Below are 13750 nucleotides of genomic sequence, written 5' to 3'. Positions count from 1 at the left end.
CGACAAGCTCGCAAGCCTGCTCGTCATCCTCATCCTGGCCATCACCTGGGCCTACCGATGCGCTACTCACACCATGGGCATGAAGGCGATCACGCGAAAAAGCCACGGACGGCGCCAGAAATCATGGCTCCGCATCGGTCTCGACGCTCTCAGGGAGTGGATCATCCACAATCCGGAAAAAGCCTTCTCTGCATGGACGCAAAATGCCCCCAGAAGACCCCTGAGAAGTCCGAGTAAAGTTTGAGTCGTGTACTGTGTTCCGTGAAGAGCTGAACCGTTCTAGCCTGCCTTCGCCACCATTGTCTGGAAGAAGCGCTCAAGGTGATTGATCACATAACCATTGAAGTCAGCGATCTGCAGAAGAGCAAGTCGTTCTATGAGAAGGCCCTGGAGCCGCTAGGGTATCGCCTTTCCTTCGGAAAGGAGGGCGTATTCTGGGCATTCGATGTGGGCGACGAGAGCTTGTTCGAGATCCAGCACACCGGCAGCAAACCGCCTTTGACGCGTTTGCATGTTGCTTTTCGCGTTCAAACCAGGGCGGAGGTCGACGCCTTTTATTCCGCCGCTCTTGAGGCGGGTGCCAAGGACAACGGCGCTCCCGGTCCGCGTCCCGAATATACGGCGAATTACTACGCCTGCTCGTTCTCGATCCTGATGGCTACAATATCGAAGCCATGATCAACAAGCCGGGGTCTTGAGGCCGGATCAAGGTCAAAAACGGCCCCTCGTCTTCAGCGTCTCCGCCAGCGTTTCGCCGAAGATCGAAATCGGCCGCGCCAGCCGTCCCGCCGGCGGGCGATGCACCAGCCAGTTGACGACTTTCGGGCTGAAATCGGGCGGCTCGATGATCTCGACCGCATTGCGCCAGCGGCTGTCGGCCAGTGCGGCAGGTGTCAGCACGCCGATGCCGAGGCCGCGCGCCACCAGTGACATGCGCAGATCGGCGCTCATCGCCTCGACGGCGACCTCGAAGGGCAGGCGCTCGGCTTCGAAGCGGTGATGAATGAAGGCGCGGAAGCCGCAGCCGCTCTGGTTCATGATCCAGGGGAAGCGGGAGAGTTCTTCAAGCTGCGGTGCCTTGGGGACGCCAAGCGACGGCGCGGCGACGAGGATGACGCTGTGGACCCCGAGCACATCGCCGACGACATTATCAGGCGGCTCGACGCCCTCCGCTAGGCAGACGGTGGCCGCATCCAGTTGGCTATGCGCGACTTGCTCGATGAGTTGTGGCGACCAGCCCGAGACGATGCGCAGCGTCAATTGTGGAAACTGGCCGCGCAGCTGGTCGAGCGGAGCCGAGAGCGCCGCCTCCGAGAGATAGGGCATGATGCCGAGGCGGAATTCGCCACCGATCGCACCGCCGGGCGAAACGCCAGCCTTGAGGTCGTCGAGCGAGCGCAGGACGCGGCGTCCATGCTCATAGGCCTCGCGCCCCGCCGCCGTCGGCTTGAGGGGCTTCGATTGCCGGTCGAGCAGGGCAATGCCAAGGCTGTCTTCCAGATTCTGGATACGCCGGGTGATGCCGGGCTGCGTCAGATTGATGCGCGCTGAGGCGGCAACGATCGAGCCCGTTTCGACCACCGCGACGAAAGCTTCCAGATCGTGAATGTTCATGATGAACGAACTCGCATAATCATTATCATTTTATTTCAATTGCCGCATTATGCAGCAAGGCGATAAACATGACAATCAATATTATCAGAAATCATTGGAGAGGTCATGTCCCAGGTGCCCGAATGCATTGCGAGTGAAGACGAAGACGATGCGCTAGAGGCCGTTGCCGCTCCCTCGACATTGCTGTTTGCCGTCGCCACCGGTGTCATTGTCATCAATCTTTTCGCGCCGCAGACGCTGGTCGGCATCATCGGCCCGTCGCTGGGCTTTTCGGAAAGCGGCGCCGGTCTGGTGGCCATGGCGTCGCTGCTCGGTTATGCCACCGGCCTCTTTTTCCTCGTGCCGTTGGCGGATCTGATGGAAAACCGGCAGCTGGTGTTGCGCATGCTTCTGTCGGCCTTGGTCATGGCCGTTGCCGCCACCCTCGCGCCGACGGGTTGGAGCCTTCTGATCTTCCTCTTTCTGCTGGGCGCGGCCTGTTCGGCAATCCAGATCCTCGTGCCGATCGCAGCAGCCATGGCGCCGCCAGAACATCGCGGCCGGGTGATCGGCAATGTCATGAGCGGCCTGATGGTCGGCATATTGGTGTCCCGACCACTGGCGAGCCTGATTGCCGATTTCTGGGGCTGGAGGAACTTCTATGCCATGAGTGCCGCAACGCTCGCGCTTTTGGCGGCTATGCTGGCCTTACGCCTGCCCGAACGGCGGCCTTTGGTCAGTACCAGCTATAGAGCCCTAATCGGCTCGCTCTTCCAGCTGCTGCGGGAAGAGCCGGTGCTGCGGCTGCGCGCCTTCACCGCCGCCATGATGATGGCGAGCTTCAGCCTCTTCTGGACTTCCGTTGCCCTGCGTCTGGCGCAGCCGCCATTTTCCCTTGGCCAGTCCGGCATCGCTCTGTTCGCGCTGGTCGGGGCGGGCGGCGCCGCCGCCACCTCCGCTTTTGGCCGGATGGGCGACCGCGGCTGGACGCGGACGGCGACGCTTGCCGCGCATCTGATCGTGCTCGCCGCCATGGCGCTGGCCACCTGGGCCGGCGAGATAAGCACCGGTGACTCAGTTGTATTGCTAATCTTTCTGGGTCTGAGCGCCGTGATGCTCGATGTCGGTGTGACCGGCGACCAGACGCTCGGACGTCGCGCCGTCAATCTTTTGAAGCCGGAAGCAAGAGGGCGCATTAATGGCCTCTTCGTTGGCATCTTCTTCCTCGGCGGCGCCCTGGGCTCGGCGCTTGCCGGTACGGCGTGGGATTTCGGCGGTTGGATTGCCGTCTGTGCGGCGGCGGCTGGCTTCGGGCTGATTGCCTTGATCGCCGGCCTTGCGGCGCGTGCATGAACTATGCGGAGAGGGGACAAGCATTTGCAGCCTCGCCTCCGCATCGCCATCGTCATGCCCTAACCCTTCAGGTGGGCGTCAGACGGGTATGACAGAAGGCGCCCTTGTCAGGAGCGTCTGAATGCGCGGCATTGCATGGTTTTACAGGTTGAGAGCAATCTTTCGGAGCGGTGTGCTCAAGATCGCTCGTAGTACGAAAGTTCCGTTCGGCACCAGGATCATCTGGAAGCGCGGCGATGTTCGTATTGGCGAGCGGGGGAGTTTCCGCAAGGGTGTTGTCATCGACGCGCAAGAAGGCAGCATCGAAATCGGCAATCACCTTTCCTTCAACGATTACAGCATTTTGCTGGGCCGCGGCGGCATCTCCATCGGCAACGACGTGCGCATCGCAGCACATGCGATGGTCGTCTCTTTCGATCATAATTTCGATGATGTTTCGCAGCCTATCCGCCTTCAGGGCGTGACGAAGAAACCGATCGTCATCGAAGATGACGTCTGGATCGGGGCGGGAGCCAAGATCCTCGGCGGCGCCCATGTCGCCAAGGGATGCGTCATCGGCGCCAATGCCGTCATCAAGGGAAAAACCGAGCCCTACGGCATTTATGTCGGAGCTCCGGCAAGACTTGTGAAGCGGCGCGGAGAAACCGGCGATCGCGGATCGGGAAGGGTCGAACAATTCGCCCGCGCAAAAAAGTAGTCGCGGGCGCTGCCGCCATCCCTGCCAAGCGCGATATTCCCCCTGCGGCATGACTCTGCTAAATCATATCGGTGAATCAGAAATGTGCATCCACGACAGGAGGCCGATCAAGACCATGCGTGTTTGCCTTTCGTGGCCGATCTCCATGGCCCGTCTTATGATGCATGCGGCATTGATCGCCGCCTCCTGCGCCTGGCCGGTTGCCGCCCAGGAGGCGAAACCACCGAACCTGCCGATCCTCTTCGATGCGCGCGAACGCCTGCCGAAACCCGATCTGTCGACGCTGGTCAGGCTGCGTTTCCTGACCTCGATCGATTTTCCGCCCTTCAACTTTCTCGATCAGAACGGCAAGCTCACGGGCTTCCATGTCGAGCTTGCCCGCAAGATCTGCGACGAACTCGATATATCGGACAAGTGCCAGATCCAGGCCTTGCCCTTCGATGAATTGCAGGGCGCACTTGCGGCCTCGCAGGGCGATGCGGTGATCGCGGGCGTCGCGGTCAAGCCCGAGCTGCGCAAGAGCTTCGCCTTCTCGCGCCCCTTCCTGATGCTGCCGGCCCGCTTCATGCGCAATCTCAAGGCATCGATCAGCGGCACCACGGCTGCGTCGCTTTCGGGCCATTCGGTCGGTGTCGTCAGGGCTACGATGCATGAAGCCATGCTGGCCGCCTTCTTCCCCGCAATCAAGCCGGTGCCGTTCGACGACAAGGATACACTGCTCGCGGCCGTCAAGGATGGCAAGATCGATGCCGCCTTTGCCGACGGTCTGCAGCTTTCCTTCTGGGTCTCGTCGCCGGAGGCGGAAAAATGCTGCGCCTTGTTTGATGGCCCCTACCTGTCGCAGCAGTTCCTCGGCGAAGGCATGACCATCATGCTGCGCCAGCAGGATGCCGATCTGACGGCCGCGATCAACCACGCCCTCGCCACGCTTTCGCGCGACGGCAGGCTGCAGGAAATCTATCTGCGCTATTTCCCTTACGGGCTCTACTGATCAGAGCAATTCCAGGAAAGTAACCAGCTGTTTTCTGTCCGGAATGCGTAAAGCAGGAAAATGCTTCAGGCCTTGCGATAGCGGGCAATGGCGCTGCGTTCTATGGCGGCGCAGGTGAGCTTGTCCAGGCCAAAACGGTCGCGAAGCAGGCTGAGCAGGCGCAATTCCTCGGCCTTGACCGACAGGTCGGCCGAAGCGACTTCGACGGCAAGCGCATAGGCGGTGTCGTAAAGGCGCGCCGGCAGTGTATCGCGCACGGTTTCGAGCACGATATCCAGGCCCTCATTGTTGGAAAGCAGCTTGGCGCAATCGCGGGAGACGGAAATCAGCTTCTCGTCGTCGAACCCCTTGAAAACAGGCAGGGCGTGAATGAGCTCTCCAATGCGGCTGAGTTCCCGGTCGTTCATCGTGCGGTCGACGGCCGAGGCCAGTACCATGACGTAGATCAGGGCCTCGTGAGCGGAAAGCGGCTTGTTCATGACAGGCGAAGTCCTTTGAATTTGGCAGACTGAAAAGTCGCGCGTCTCATGGCAAAAGTTACTGCATAATTCCTTAAATCGAAATCGATTTAAGGAATTATGCAGCAGGTTTAAAGTGCTACGGCGACCTTTGCTCGTCACATATGACGCGCGGCGCTGTAGTGGCGGAAGCAAGCGTCAGATCGGATTGAGCGGATTTTCCTTGGCCGGCGGCGGCGCAAGCGTCGATTTCCCGTTCTTGCGTGGATCGTCTCCGTACATGCCGCGCTTCTTCTGCTTGGCCTCGTCGACAAGGGACGCAAGCGGCGAGCCGGGTTCCGGATCAGCCCAGCCGAAGCGGACGAGCCAGGCGCTGAGATCGACGCGGACATAGCGGCACTCGCCCTTGACCATGCCCTTCCAGGCGGGGTCCGGCACATCGCAATCGATGGAGCGGCCGCGCAGATACATGCGGAAGGCCGTGCGCGCGGCCTGGCCGCAGGGCCAGCTGTCGCCGCTCGGGCCGGTGCACATCCGGTCGACGTCGGTCGGAATGATCCCGCTCAGCTGCACGCTCCTGCCGGCAAGGGTCAATATGCCCGCCTGGTCGGCGAAGGGGCGGACAAGCTCGATCGTCGTCTGCCCCTGCGGCTTGGATGCCGGATCGAGTGAAGTCTGTTGCGACTCGGGCTTGGGTTGGGCCTGCTGCGGCAACTGTGGGGGAAGGGTCCGATGTTCGGCTGCCGACATTTCCCTATCGATCTGGTCGGCCGGTATCCGGTTGTCCGAGACGGGGTCGGCTTCCGCCTGCTCGGCAGTGGCCGCTTTGTTCGAGGCGGCCTCCGTTGGTTGAGGCGTCTGGGCGGCCGCCACCGCAATAACGGATAATTCCGGATTGCTGTCGGTGGCCGTTGCTGGCTGGGTCGTCTTTTCGTTCGTGGCTTCTTGCGTGGAATTGGCCACCTGCGCTGCCGACTGATTCTTTGGTTGCGATTTGTTCGATGCCGTATCGCCCCGCTTGGCCGTTTCGGCGGGCTTCACTGCCTCGGCAACCTCTGCGGGCATTGCGTCGGTCCCGGCAGTCTCCGTTGGCGCGGTCGTGATGGACTTGTTCTCAGCCGTCGTCGCGCTGCCGCCTCGACCAGGCAGGGCGAAGCCATGCTCACCGATTTGAACCGCGACGAGGGTCAACCAAGAACCGGCGATCGCGCTTACCACGCCTGCAAGCCAAATATTACGACGCATAACGAGAAAACTTTCCTATTGGCTGGCCCATATGATCCGGGCAATCCATTCCACATCCGCAAGATCGAAGCTGCGGTTGGGGTGTTCGGAGTTGAGCGACAGGAGTTCTATCGACTTCGCGCTCTGCCGCAGCAGGACCTTGGCCATAACCTCACCCTCGCGGGTCTTCACAACGACACGGTCATTTTTCCTGATCTGAGCGCCTGGCTCGACGATCAGAATATCCCCGTCGCGATAGAGCGGCAACATGCTTTCGCCCTGGACCTCGAGCGCATAGACACCAGCCCTCTGCCCGGCCGCAACGGGAAATTCCACCATGTCCCAGCCCTGACCGGCCGGAAAGCCGCCGTCGTCGAAGAAGCCGCCGGCGCCCGCCTGGGCAAAGCCGATCAGCGGTATGGCATTTCCAGCCGGCGAAATCCCGTGCATTGTCTTGGTGCCCGACGGTTCGCCTGGTCGGATGAAGCTCAGGAACTGATCTAAGCTGGCTCCGGTCGCATCCAGCACCTTGGCGATCGATTCCGTCGACGGCCAGCGCAGGCGCCCGTCCTGGCTCAATCGCTTCGACTTGTTGAAGGAAGTGGCGTCAAGTCCGGCGCGGCGTGCGAGGCCTGAAGGGGTCAAGGCATGCCGCTCGGCAAGCCGGTCGATCGCACCCCATATCTGCTCGTGTGACAGCATTGCCGCTCAGGATCCGTGCGCCGGCTCGCCCGGCGCTCAACTCTTCAAAAGGTTAACCGAGGCATGTTGGCGAGTAAAGGCCGGCATAGGAATAGGATCCTTTATCCCGTGCTTTCACCATGCGGCCTTTTGCCGGCTTCAGGTCTTCTGCGGCTGCGGCTTGGTGTCCGGCTGCTCGTTTTGGAATTCCTTCGCCATGCCCATGAAGCCGCGCATGAATTTCTGCATGATGCCGAGCGTGCGGTCGACCTCGGCGTCACTGGGCAGGCTCGATCCCTTGTCCGAAGCGACCGTCTTTTCCAGCTTCGTCACGCGATCGGCGAGGCGGTCGAGTTCGTCGTCATAGGCGGCGCGCTCGTCGGCGGCCATGCGGCAGACGAGATTGCCGCCCTGGTCCTGGCAAATGGACATGGCGCCCGTCTGCTTGTCGAGGCGGATGAAATGATCGCCGCTGCGCTCAAGCTGAAAGCGCGCCGCGTCAGGTTCGGCTGAAAGAGCCGGCGTGGACAGAAGAAAAGCAGCGGGCATCAGCATGGCCGCTAGACCGATTTTCAGTTCCTTCGTCATGTCATCCTCCGGATTTTCTGCGTTAAATCCTAAATCCATTACGGAAACCGTGGACATGGGCTGCCGTTTTCGTGCAAAGCCCTATCAGGACAGCTTTACATGGGGATGATGACTGCCATGCCAGTGGTTTACAAGATCGTGCCGGACACGCTCTGGCAGCAAGCCAGACAAACCGGCGTTTTTCATGGCGCGGCGATCGATCTGACCGACGGCTTCATTCATTTCTCTACCGCGAAGCAGGCAAAGAAAACCGCGGAGCTTTATTTCACGGGGCAGACCGGCCTATTGCTGGTGGCGATCGACGGCGACGCGCTCGGCGACAAGCTGGTGTTCGAACCCTCGCGCGGCGGCGATCTCTTCCCGCATCTCTATGCGCCGCTGCCGCTTTCGGCCGTGCTCTGGGAAAAGCCGCTGCCAATTGGCGACGATGGCGCGCACGTCTTTCCGGAGATGGCGGAATGATCGGCGCCTTTCGTGATCTCGGCCGGCGCGGCCTGTTCCTGTTCGATCCGGAAACGGCGCACGGCATGTCGATAGCGGCGCTGAAATCCGGCCTCGTACCGGCCTGCCGCGTCAGCACCGATCCCCGCCTGCGCCTGACCGTGGCCGGCCTCGATTTTGCCAATCCCATCGGCATGGCGGCCGGCTATGACAAGAATGCAGAGGTGCCGGAGGCATTGCTGAAGCTCGGTTTCGGTTTCACCGAGATCGGTACGGTGACGCCGAAGCCGCAGTCAGGCAATTCGCGCCCGCGCATCTTCCGCCTGGTCGAGGACGAGGGCGTCATCAACCGCCTCGGCTTCAACAATGAGGGTCATGAAGCAGCGTTTCAGCGCCTAAAGACGATTCGCGGCAACGGCATCATCGGCGTCAATATCGGCGCCAACAAGGATAGCGCCGACCGTATCGCCGATTACGTCGCCGGCATCCGCCGCTTCTATTCCGTGGCGCGTTATTTTACGGCCAATATTTCCTCGCCGAATACGCCGGGCCTGCGCGATCTGCAGGCGCGCGAAAGCCTGTCGGCCCTCTTGTCGGCCGTACTTGCGGCCCGCGACGAGGAAGCGGTAAAGGCCGGTAAACGTATCCCCGTCTTCCTTAAGATCGCGCCGGATCTGACCGAGGAGGGCATGGACGATATCGCCGCCGAAGCCTTGTCTCACGGGCTCGACGGTCTGATTGTCTCCAACACCACGCTTTCGCGCGACGGGTTGAAGGACCAGCGACAGGCCAAGGAGGCCGGCGGTCTTTCCGGGAAGCCGGTCTTTGAAAAATCGACCGCGGTGCTGGCCAAGATGCGCCGCCGCGTGGGCGCGGCGCTGCCGATCATCGGCGTTGGCGGCGTGTCGTCGGCGGAGACCGCGCTGGAAAAGATCAAGGCCGGCGCCGATCTCGTGCAGCTCTATTCCTGCATGGTCTACGAGGGGCCGGGATTGCCGGGCCGGATCGTTACGGATCTCTCGAAGCTGCTCGATCGCGAGCGTGCCGGTTCGATCCGCGACCTGCGCGATACCAGATTGGATTACTGGGCGAACCGGAACGTCTGATCGGCCCGCTTCTTCAAGCCCATGGCCAGGAAGATGCCGCGAAACAGCAGGAAGGCGTTCATGGCCATCCAGAGGCCATGATTGCCGAGCGTCGGCACGAAGACGGCCAGCGCCATCAGATAGCCGCCGAAGGAGAGCAGCATCTTGTTGCGCATCTCGCGCGACCATGTGGCGCCGATGAAGACCCCATCCATCAGGAAGGCGAGCGCGCCGGTCAAGCCTGTGATCGCCGCCCAGGGAAGGTAGGTTCCGGCCGCAACGCGGACCTCTTCAGAGGTGGTCAGCAGGCGGATCAGGGTAGGGCCGACGGTGAAGAAGAAGATGGCGGCGGCAAGCGCCAGCCCGAAGGACCAAAGCCCGGTCAGCTTCAGCCCGCGCTCGAAGGCCGGCCGATAATTGGCGCCGATCGCGCGGCCGGTGATCTGCTCTGCGGCATTCGCCAGCCCATCGAGATAATAGCCCGACAGCAGAAAGAAGTTCATCAGCACCGCATTGGCGGCCAGCATCACGGCGCCGAAGCTGTTGCCGATGCGCGTCATCAGCGTGAAGGCGCCGATAAGCACGAAGGTCCGGATCAGGATATCGCGGTTGAGCGCGAACAGTTGCGTGAGCTTGGCGCGTGAGAACAATTCCGCCCGCGGTGGGCGATCCTCGCCGGCAAAGCCGCGCAATACGATTCCAAGCCCCAGCAGCATGCCGCTCGCTTCGCCGATCAGCGTGCCCCAGGCAACGCCGGCCACACCCCAGCCGAGCCAGAGGCCAAGCAGCACGGCGAGCACGATATTGACGCCATTAATGACCGTCTGCAGCAGTAGCCCGATGCGGCCCTGGCCGCGGCCAAGCACGAAGCCGAGCAGCGCGTAATTGGCAAGGGCTGCCGGCCCCGAAAGCATGCGGATGGAGAAATAGGTCCGCGTTGCCTCGGCGATGCCGCCTTGCGGCCCCATCAGCGTGATGCCGAGCCAGAGCAGGAGGGGCGACAGAAGGACGATCAGGAGGCCGCAGCCGAGCGCCGAGATCAGGGCGCGCCAGAAGACGGCCTGCTGTTCGTGCTTATCGTGGCGGCCATAGGCCTGGGCGGTCAGTCCCGTCGTCGAGGCGCGCAGAAAATTGAAGCTTGCGAAAATGAGATCGAAGAGCACCGCACCGATCGCAAGCCCCGCCAAGGCGTCTGCCTGACCCATGTGGCCGACGACGGCCGTGTCGACCAGACCGAGCAGGGGTGTCGTCATGAAGCCGAGCGTCATCGGAAGCGCGATTGACAGCACAAGCCGATGCGTCACGTCGAAGGGCAGGACCCTTACGCTCCTCTGCTGGACATCCATGTTACCTTACGCCTCCTCAGTTCGAGGAAAGCACCATGGACCAATAGGGCCTGTCACCGGAAGAGGGGGTATAGGCAAGAGCGACGCCGAGGCCGTCATATTTGCCGAGCATGTTGTGCAAATGCTTCGGCGAATTGATCCAGGCCGTCACCGCGGCGCTCACGTCGTGCTGGCCTTCGGCGATGTTCTCCGCTGCCGGCAGCTTGACGCCGCTTGCCTTGACGCGCTTGCCGAAATCGTCGCCGATACCGATCAGGTGTTCCATCTTGCCGGCATTGGCCATGCGCCGCGCCTGATAGACGGCGGCGGTGCTGGCGGCGCTATCGATCCTCAATGGCGGCAGGCCGTTCTTGGCGCGAAGCGCATTGACAAGTGGCAGGGCCGAAGCGGTTTGGTCGCTGGCCGGGATATTGGAAACCCGGGCAGGCGGCGTGGCGCAGCTGGCGACGGATGCGGTGAGCGCAAGGGCGGCGAGGCGCAGCGCATCGCGGCGCGTGTAGGTCAGTGTCTGGGAGGTCATGTCAGCGGCGATAATTGAACAGACGAAGGATGATAAAGATGGGAATGACGATGGATGCGCCGAGCAGCACATAATCGCCGAACTCGCCGAGCGCAGCGAAACCGCTGTGCCAGAGGTCGAGGAAGAAGCGGCGGACGCCATAGAGGAAATCGAGCGGCCGCCAGCCGAAGAACTTCATCACGAAGCCGACGACGAGCGACACGATGATGAGCTTCACCAGCGTGCGGCCGGGCGAGTCGCCAAGGAATCTGTTCACCTGATCGGACATGCAGACGTCTCCATGATGGCAGTCGGTGGTGCTTGAGATAGGGTCGGGGCCTGCGACTCGCAAGCACTTTTGCCAGGCGCGCATCTCAAACAAGCGTCTGCCTGAAATAGGACTTGAGTTTTTTTGTGGCCGCGTTCAAAGGCGAGCGTCAAACAGGATGAAACACATGCTGCCGAGCCAGCTTTCCTCCGGCGATGTCATTGCCGACCGCCGTGCCGATTATGCGAAGATGCTTGCCGAAAGCGGCGAGCCGGCGAGTGCTTCCGAGCTGATGGAGCAGGCGCTGGAGCTGGCGCCGCGCTGGGCAGCGGGCTGGTTCACGCTTGCAACCTATCGCGAGAAGGCCGGCGATGCGCCGGGCGCGATCGCCGCGCTGAACGAAGTGCTGGCGCTGGATGCGGGTGACGTCTTCGGCGCCCGCCTGAAGCTTGCGGTTCTCGGCGGCGCCGATGTACCCGACCAGCCGCCGAGCCTCTATGTCGAGCGGTTGTTCGATGATTATGCCGACCGTTTCGAAACCTCGCTTGTCGGGAAGCTCGGCTATAGCGTGCCCGGCAAGCTTGCGGCGTTGATTGCCGAGACCGCCGGTCTTCCGAAACATTTCCGCCTCGCCGTCGATCTCGGCTGTGGTACCGGCCTTCTCGGTCCGGAAATTCGCGCCCATGTCGATTTGCTTGAGGGTTACGATTTGTCGAAGGGCATGCTGGCCAAGGCGGCTGAAAAGGGCGTCTACGACCATCTCGGCCAGGCCGACCTGTCGCAGGAGCCGGAGCTGTCAGGCGTTTTCGATGCCGGGCTGGCGCCCGGCCGCGCCGATCTGATCACCGCCGCCGACGTGCTGATGTATCTGGGCAATCTGCATGGCGTGATGGCGATTGTGCGCAAGCTTTCCGCCGATGACGCCGTCTTCGCTTTCTCGGTCGAGGATGCGCAGCAGCCGGACGGCTATGTGCTGCGCGACTCGCTGAGGTTTGCGCATTCGGAAGCCTATATAAGGGAAATGCTGGCCGATCACGGCTTCGTCGTGCGGGATCTTACCCGCAGCGTCATTCGCATGGATGGCGGCAAACCGGTCCATGGCATTCTGTTCATTACCAGTAAATCGGCTTGATTATTCGAATCTTGCGAATTTCAAATAGGTCAGCATTACTTACGTATTTTCGCTTGCTTATCGCCTGAGTTTTCAGCAAAAAGCCTTGAAACACAGGGGAAAGCACATGGCGAACGCGAAGAGCGCTTTTGGCGTCTGGAATACATCCGCGACCCGGCATTCGTGGGTCGAGGACATTCAGGGTATCATTTGCGGCAGCCTGATTTCGTCGCTCGGGCTGTTCTGCCTTTCCAGCGCCGGTCTTTTGACCGGCAGCACCGCCGGCATCGCTTTTCTGCTGCATTACGCGATCGGCGTGAATTTCGGCCTGGCCTTCTTCGTCGTCAACTTGCCCTTCTTCTATCTGTCGCTGAAACAGCTTGGCCCGGCCTTCACCATCAAGACCTTCGTCGCGATCGCCCTGACCTCGCTGCTGACCAACCTGCAGCCGCTCCTCTTCGATGTCGCGCATATCAATGCGCTGTGGTCGGCGGTCCTCGGCGGCATTCTGCTCGGCTTCGGGCTGCTTGCGCTCTATCGCCATCGCGCCAGCCTCGGCGGCGTCGGTATTCTCGGGATTTATCTGCAGGAGCGGTTCGGCATCAGGGCAGGGCTGGTGCAGCTTGCGATCGATCTATGCGTGCTCGCGGTCGCTTTGGCGGTGACCACGCCCTTTGTGGTCATCTGCTCGGTGATCGGGGCAATCGCGCTCAACCTCTTCGTCGCGATCAATCATCGTTCGGATCGCTACATCGCCCTGTGACTGGGCTTGTAATGGACGGGTGCCTTACTGCTTGCGGCCGGGATCGGTCTCGGTGATCGCCTCTTCGTGATACCAGCTGTCGAATGCAGCCGTCGCAATGGTCGGGCCGATATCCGGGGTAAGGTTCACCTTCGGGCGCTGGCTCGCCGCCGTGGCGCGGGCCTTGACGGGAAATTGATAGATCTTTGCCGTTTCGCTTTGAGCACTGATTGCCATTCGATGTCTCTCCCTTTTGGTGTCTAAGCGGGCGCGCTTAAAGAGACAGCTCATATATAACAAAGTCGAATGCGGATTTCAGCATTTTGCTCAAAAAAAATGCTGAACGTTGAAATTATAGGCAATTTCATCGCCATTACATTGCGTTACTCTAGTATGCGCTGCCGATTTTCCGGGCCAGGCCGAATCGGCGGGCCTGCGACAAGTTGGCAGCTTTCGGCAGTTCCCCGGTTTTCGACTCGAAAGGAAATCCGGCGTTTAGCTCGCTGAAACCGGTAGGAGAGCGGCAGACGTGCAAAATCTTTAACGGTCGCGTCGGCATTTCCCGGCGATCTGGCACGGCAAATGCATCTCCCCTAGCAGCCGTTCGTAGCGAGGAATTTTCCGGCGGGCGCGCCGGGCCAAGTTTTTCCTACTTCGCTTGATTAACTGTTAT

The 13750-nt window shown here is 61.2% G+C and carries 16 protein-coding genes and 2 pseudogenes; 9 read left to right on the top strand and 9 right to left on the bottom strand.

The genetic code is table 11. The annotated features are described in order from the left end of the window. Positions 1 to 244 (top strand): annotated as a pseudogene (locus HGP16_RS33765) (hypothetical protein); the annotation flags it as partial. Positions 245 to 321: 77 nt separating this feature from the next. After that, positions 322 to 698, top strand: a pseudogene (locus tag HGP16_RS16515) (VOC family protein). Between the two features lie 13 nt (positions 699 to 711). Here HGP16_RS16515 and HGP16_RS16510 read toward each other — a convergent pair. Further along, positions 712 to 1614: a LysR family transcriptional regulator gene (locus HGP16_RS16510; RefSeq protein ID WP_168841094.1), complete on the bottom strand. Its 903-nt coding sequence runs from the start codon at positions 1612 to 1614 to the stop codon at positions 712 to 714. A gap of 105 nt (positions 1615 to 1719) precedes the next feature. On the opposite strand from HGP16_RS16510, the gene HGP16_RS16505 reads away from it, so the two are divergent. The 3 genes from HGP16_RS16505 (at position 1720) to HGP16_RS16495 (ending at position 4634) form a co-directional block, all read left to right on the top strand. Further along, the gene (locus HGP16_RS16505) at positions 1720 to 2946 is read left to right on the top strand and encodes an MFS transporter (protein WP_168841093.1); all 1227 of its coding nucleotides are present in this window, start codon (positions 1720 to 1722) and stop codon (positions 2944 to 2946) included. Positions 2947 to 3067: 121 nt separating this feature from the next. After that, on the top strand, positions 3068 to 3643 hold the full coding sequence (locus HGP16_RS16500) for an acyltransferase (protein ID WP_168841092.1): 576 nt from the start codon (positions 3068 to 3070) through the stop codon (positions 3641 to 3643). Between the two features lie 145 nt (positions 3644 to 3788). Beyond that, on the top strand, positions 3789 to 4634 hold the full coding sequence (locus HGP16_RS16495; protein ID WP_246703486.1) for a transporter substrate-binding domain-containing protein: 846 nt from the start codon (positions 3789 to 3791) through the stop codon (positions 4632 to 4634). Positions 4635 to 4699: 65 nt separating this feature from the next. Here the strand turns inward: HGP16_RS16495 and HGP16_RS16490 are convergent, their stop codons facing one another. The 4 genes from HGP16_RS16490 to HGP16_RS16475 form a co-directional block, all read right to left on the bottom strand. Beyond that, on the bottom strand, positions 4700 to 5113 hold the full coding sequence (locus HGP16_RS16490; RefSeq protein WP_112343752.1) for a tellurite resistance TerB family protein: 414 nt from the start codon (positions 5111 to 5113) through the stop codon (positions 4700 to 4702). A gap of 177 nt (positions 5114 to 5290) precedes the next feature. After that, entirely contained in the window at positions 5291 to 6337 is a 1047-nt protein-coding gene (locus HGP16_RS16485) for a thermonuclease family protein (protein WP_168841090.1), read from the bottom strand. Positions 6338 to 6352: 15 nt separating this feature from the next. Beyond that, the gene (locus HGP16_RS16480; protein WP_168841089.1) at positions 6353 to 7018 is read right to left on the bottom strand and encodes a helix-turn-helix transcriptional regulator; all 666 of its coding nucleotides are present in this window, start codon (positions 7016 to 7018) and stop codon (positions 6353 to 6355) included. Positions 7019 to 7156: 138 nt separating this feature from the next. Then, positions 7157 to 7585 (bottom strand): hypothetical protein, encoded by a 429-nt coding sequence (locus tag HGP16_RS16475; RefSeq protein ID WP_168841088.1) that lies wholly within the window; start codon positions 7583 to 7585, stop codon positions 7157 to 7159. 105 nt (positions 7586 to 7690) lie between these two features. On the opposite strand from HGP16_RS16475, the gene HGP16_RS16470 reads away from it, so the two are divergent. Both HGP16_RS16470 and HGP16_RS16465 read left to right on the top strand, forming a co-directional pair. Next, positions 7691 to 8047 (top strand): DUF952 domain-containing protein, encoded by a 357-nt coding sequence (locus HGP16_RS16470; protein ID WP_168841115.1) that lies wholly within the window; start codon positions 7691 to 7693, stop codon positions 8045 to 8047. Next, the gene (locus HGP16_RS16465) at positions 8044 to 9132 is read left to right on the top strand and encodes a quinone-dependent dihydroorotate dehydrogenase (RefSeq protein ID WP_168841087.1); all 1089 of its coding nucleotides are present in this window, start codon (positions 8044 to 8046) and stop codon (positions 9130 to 9132) included. Before HGP16_RS16470 ends, HGP16_RS16465 begins: the two co-directional genes overlap by 4 nt. On the opposite strand, the gene HGP16_RS16460 is transcribed toward HGP16_RS16465, so the two are convergent. From HGP16_RS16460 to HGP16_RS16450, 3 genes are read right to left on the bottom strand one after another with little or no spacing between them, the layout of a single operon-like run. Further along, on the bottom strand, positions 9108 to 10457 hold the full coding sequence (locus HGP16_RS16460; protein ID WP_168841086.1) for an MATE family efflux transporter: 1350 nt from the start codon (positions 10455 to 10457) through the stop codon (positions 9108 to 9110). The two genes, HGP16_RS16465 and HGP16_RS16460, sit on opposite strands and share 25 nt — an antisense overlap. A 16-nt stretch (positions 10458 to 10473) precedes the next feature. Next, positions 10474 to 10977: a CAP domain-containing protein gene (locus HGP16_RS16455; RefSeq protein ID WP_168841085.1), complete on the bottom strand. Its 504-nt coding sequence runs from the start codon at positions 10975 to 10977 to the stop codon at positions 10474 to 10476. 1 nt (position 10978) lies between these two features. Next, positions 10979 to 11245 (bottom strand): DUF6460 domain-containing protein, encoded by a 267-nt coding sequence (locus HGP16_RS16450; protein ID WP_168841084.1) that lies wholly within the window; start codon positions 11243 to 11245, stop codon positions 10979 to 10981. Positions 11246 to 11411: 166 nt separating this feature from the next. Between HGP16_RS16450 and HGP16_RS16445 the strand changes: the two genes are divergently transcribed. Together HGP16_RS16445 and HGP16_RS16440 are read left to right on the top strand one after the other, a co-directional pair. Continuing rightward, positions 11412 to 12356: a methyltransferase domain-containing protein gene (locus HGP16_RS16445; RefSeq protein ID WP_168841083.1), complete on the top strand. Its 945-nt coding sequence runs from the start codon at positions 11412 to 11414 to the stop codon at positions 12354 to 12356. Positions 12357 to 12462: 106 nt separating this feature from the next. After that, positions 12463 to 13098, top strand: a complete 636-nt coding sequence (locus HGP16_RS16440) for a YitT family protein (protein WP_168841082.1) — start codon at positions 12463 to 12465, stop codon at positions 13096 to 13098. Between the two features lie 24 nt (positions 13099 to 13122). Here HGP16_RS16440 and HGP16_RS16435 read toward each other — a convergent pair whose 3' ends face one another. Beyond that, complete coding sequence (locus tag HGP16_RS16435) at positions 13123 to 13314, bottom strand: DUF2735 domain-containing protein (RefSeq protein WP_168841081.1); 192 nt, start codon at positions 13312 to 13314, stop codon at positions 13123 to 13125. Positions 13315 to 13750: the final 436 nt, after the last annotated feature.

The sequence above is a fragment of the Rhizobium sp. P40RR-XXII genome (assembly GCF_012641405.1).
GTDB lineage: Bacteria > Pseudomonadota > Alphaproteobacteria > Rhizobiales > Rhizobiaceae > Rhizobium.
Note: the sequence above shows the minus strand (reverse complement) of the source record. Positions and strands in the feature narration are given on the sequence as shown.

What these genes read in the sequence shown, in the direction of transcription:
- HGP16_RS16500 (WP_168841092.1), top strand. Translation starts at nt 3,068, where the DNA reads ATGCGCGGCATTGCATGGTTTTACAGGTTGAGAGCAATCTTTCGGAGC.
- HGP16_RS16485 (WP_168841090.1), bottom strand. Translation starts at nt 6,337, where the DNA reads ATGCGTCGTAATATTTGGCTTGCAGGCGTGGTAAGCGCGATCGCCGGT.
- HGP16_RS16435 (WP_168841081.1), bottom strand. Translation starts at nt 13,314, where the DNA reads ATGGCAATCAGTGCTCAAAGCGAAACGGCAAAGATCTATCAATTTCCC.
- HGP16_RS16480 (WP_168841089.1), bottom strand. Translation starts at nt 7,018, where the DNA reads ATGCTGTCACACGAGCAGATATGGGGTGCGATCGACCGGCTTGCCGAG.
- HGP16_RS16450 (WP_168841084.1), bottom strand. Translation starts at nt 11,245, where the DNA reads ATGTCCGATCAGGTGAACAGATTCCTTGGCGACTCGCCCGGCCGCACG.
- HGP16_RS16490 (WP_112343752.1), bottom strand. Translation starts at nt 5,113, where the DNA reads ATGAACAAGCCGCTTTCCGCTCACGAGGCCCTGATCTACGTCATGGTA.
- HGP16_RS16440 (WP_168841082.1), top strand. Translation starts at nt 12,463, where the DNA reads ATGGCGAACGCGAAGAGCGCTTTTGGCGTCTGGAATACATCCGCGACC.
- HGP16_RS16460 (WP_168841086.1), bottom strand. Translation starts at nt 10,457, where the DNA reads ATGGATGTCCAGCAGAGGAGCGTAAGGGTCCTGCCCTTCGACGTGACG.
- HGP16_RS16495 (WP_246703486.1), top strand. Translation starts at nt 3,789, where the DNA reads ATGGCCCGTCTTATGATGCATGCGGCATTGATCGCCGCCTCCTGCGCC.
- HGP16_RS16505 (WP_168841093.1), top strand. Translation starts at nt 1,720, where the DNA reads ATGTCCCAGGTGCCCGAATGCATTGCGAGTGAAGACGAAGACGATGCG.
- HGP16_RS16510 (WP_168841094.1), bottom strand. Translation starts at nt 1,614, where the DNA reads ATGAACATTCACGATCTGGAAGCTTTCGTCGCGGTGGTCGAAACGGGC.
- HGP16_RS16470 (WP_168841115.1), top strand. Translation starts at nt 7,691, where the DNA reads ATGATGACTGCCATGCCAGTGGTTTACAAGATCGTGCCGGACACGCTC.
- HGP16_RS16445 (WP_168841083.1), top strand. Translation starts at nt 11,412, where the DNA reads ATGCTGCCGAGCCAGCTTTCCTCCGGCGATGTCATTGCCGACCGCCGT.
- HGP16_RS16465 (WP_168841087.1), top strand. Translation starts at nt 8,044, where the DNA reads ATGATCGGCGCCTTTCGTGATCTCGGCCGGCGCGGCCTGTTCCTGTTC.
- HGP16_RS16455 (WP_168841085.1), bottom strand. Translation starts at nt 10,977, where the DNA reads ATGACCTCCCAGACACTGACCTACACGCGCCGCGATGCGCTGCGCCTC.
- HGP16_RS16475 (WP_168841088.1), bottom strand. Translation starts at nt 7,585, where the DNA reads ATGACGAAGGAACTGAAAATCGGTCTAGCGGCCATGCTGATGCCCGCT.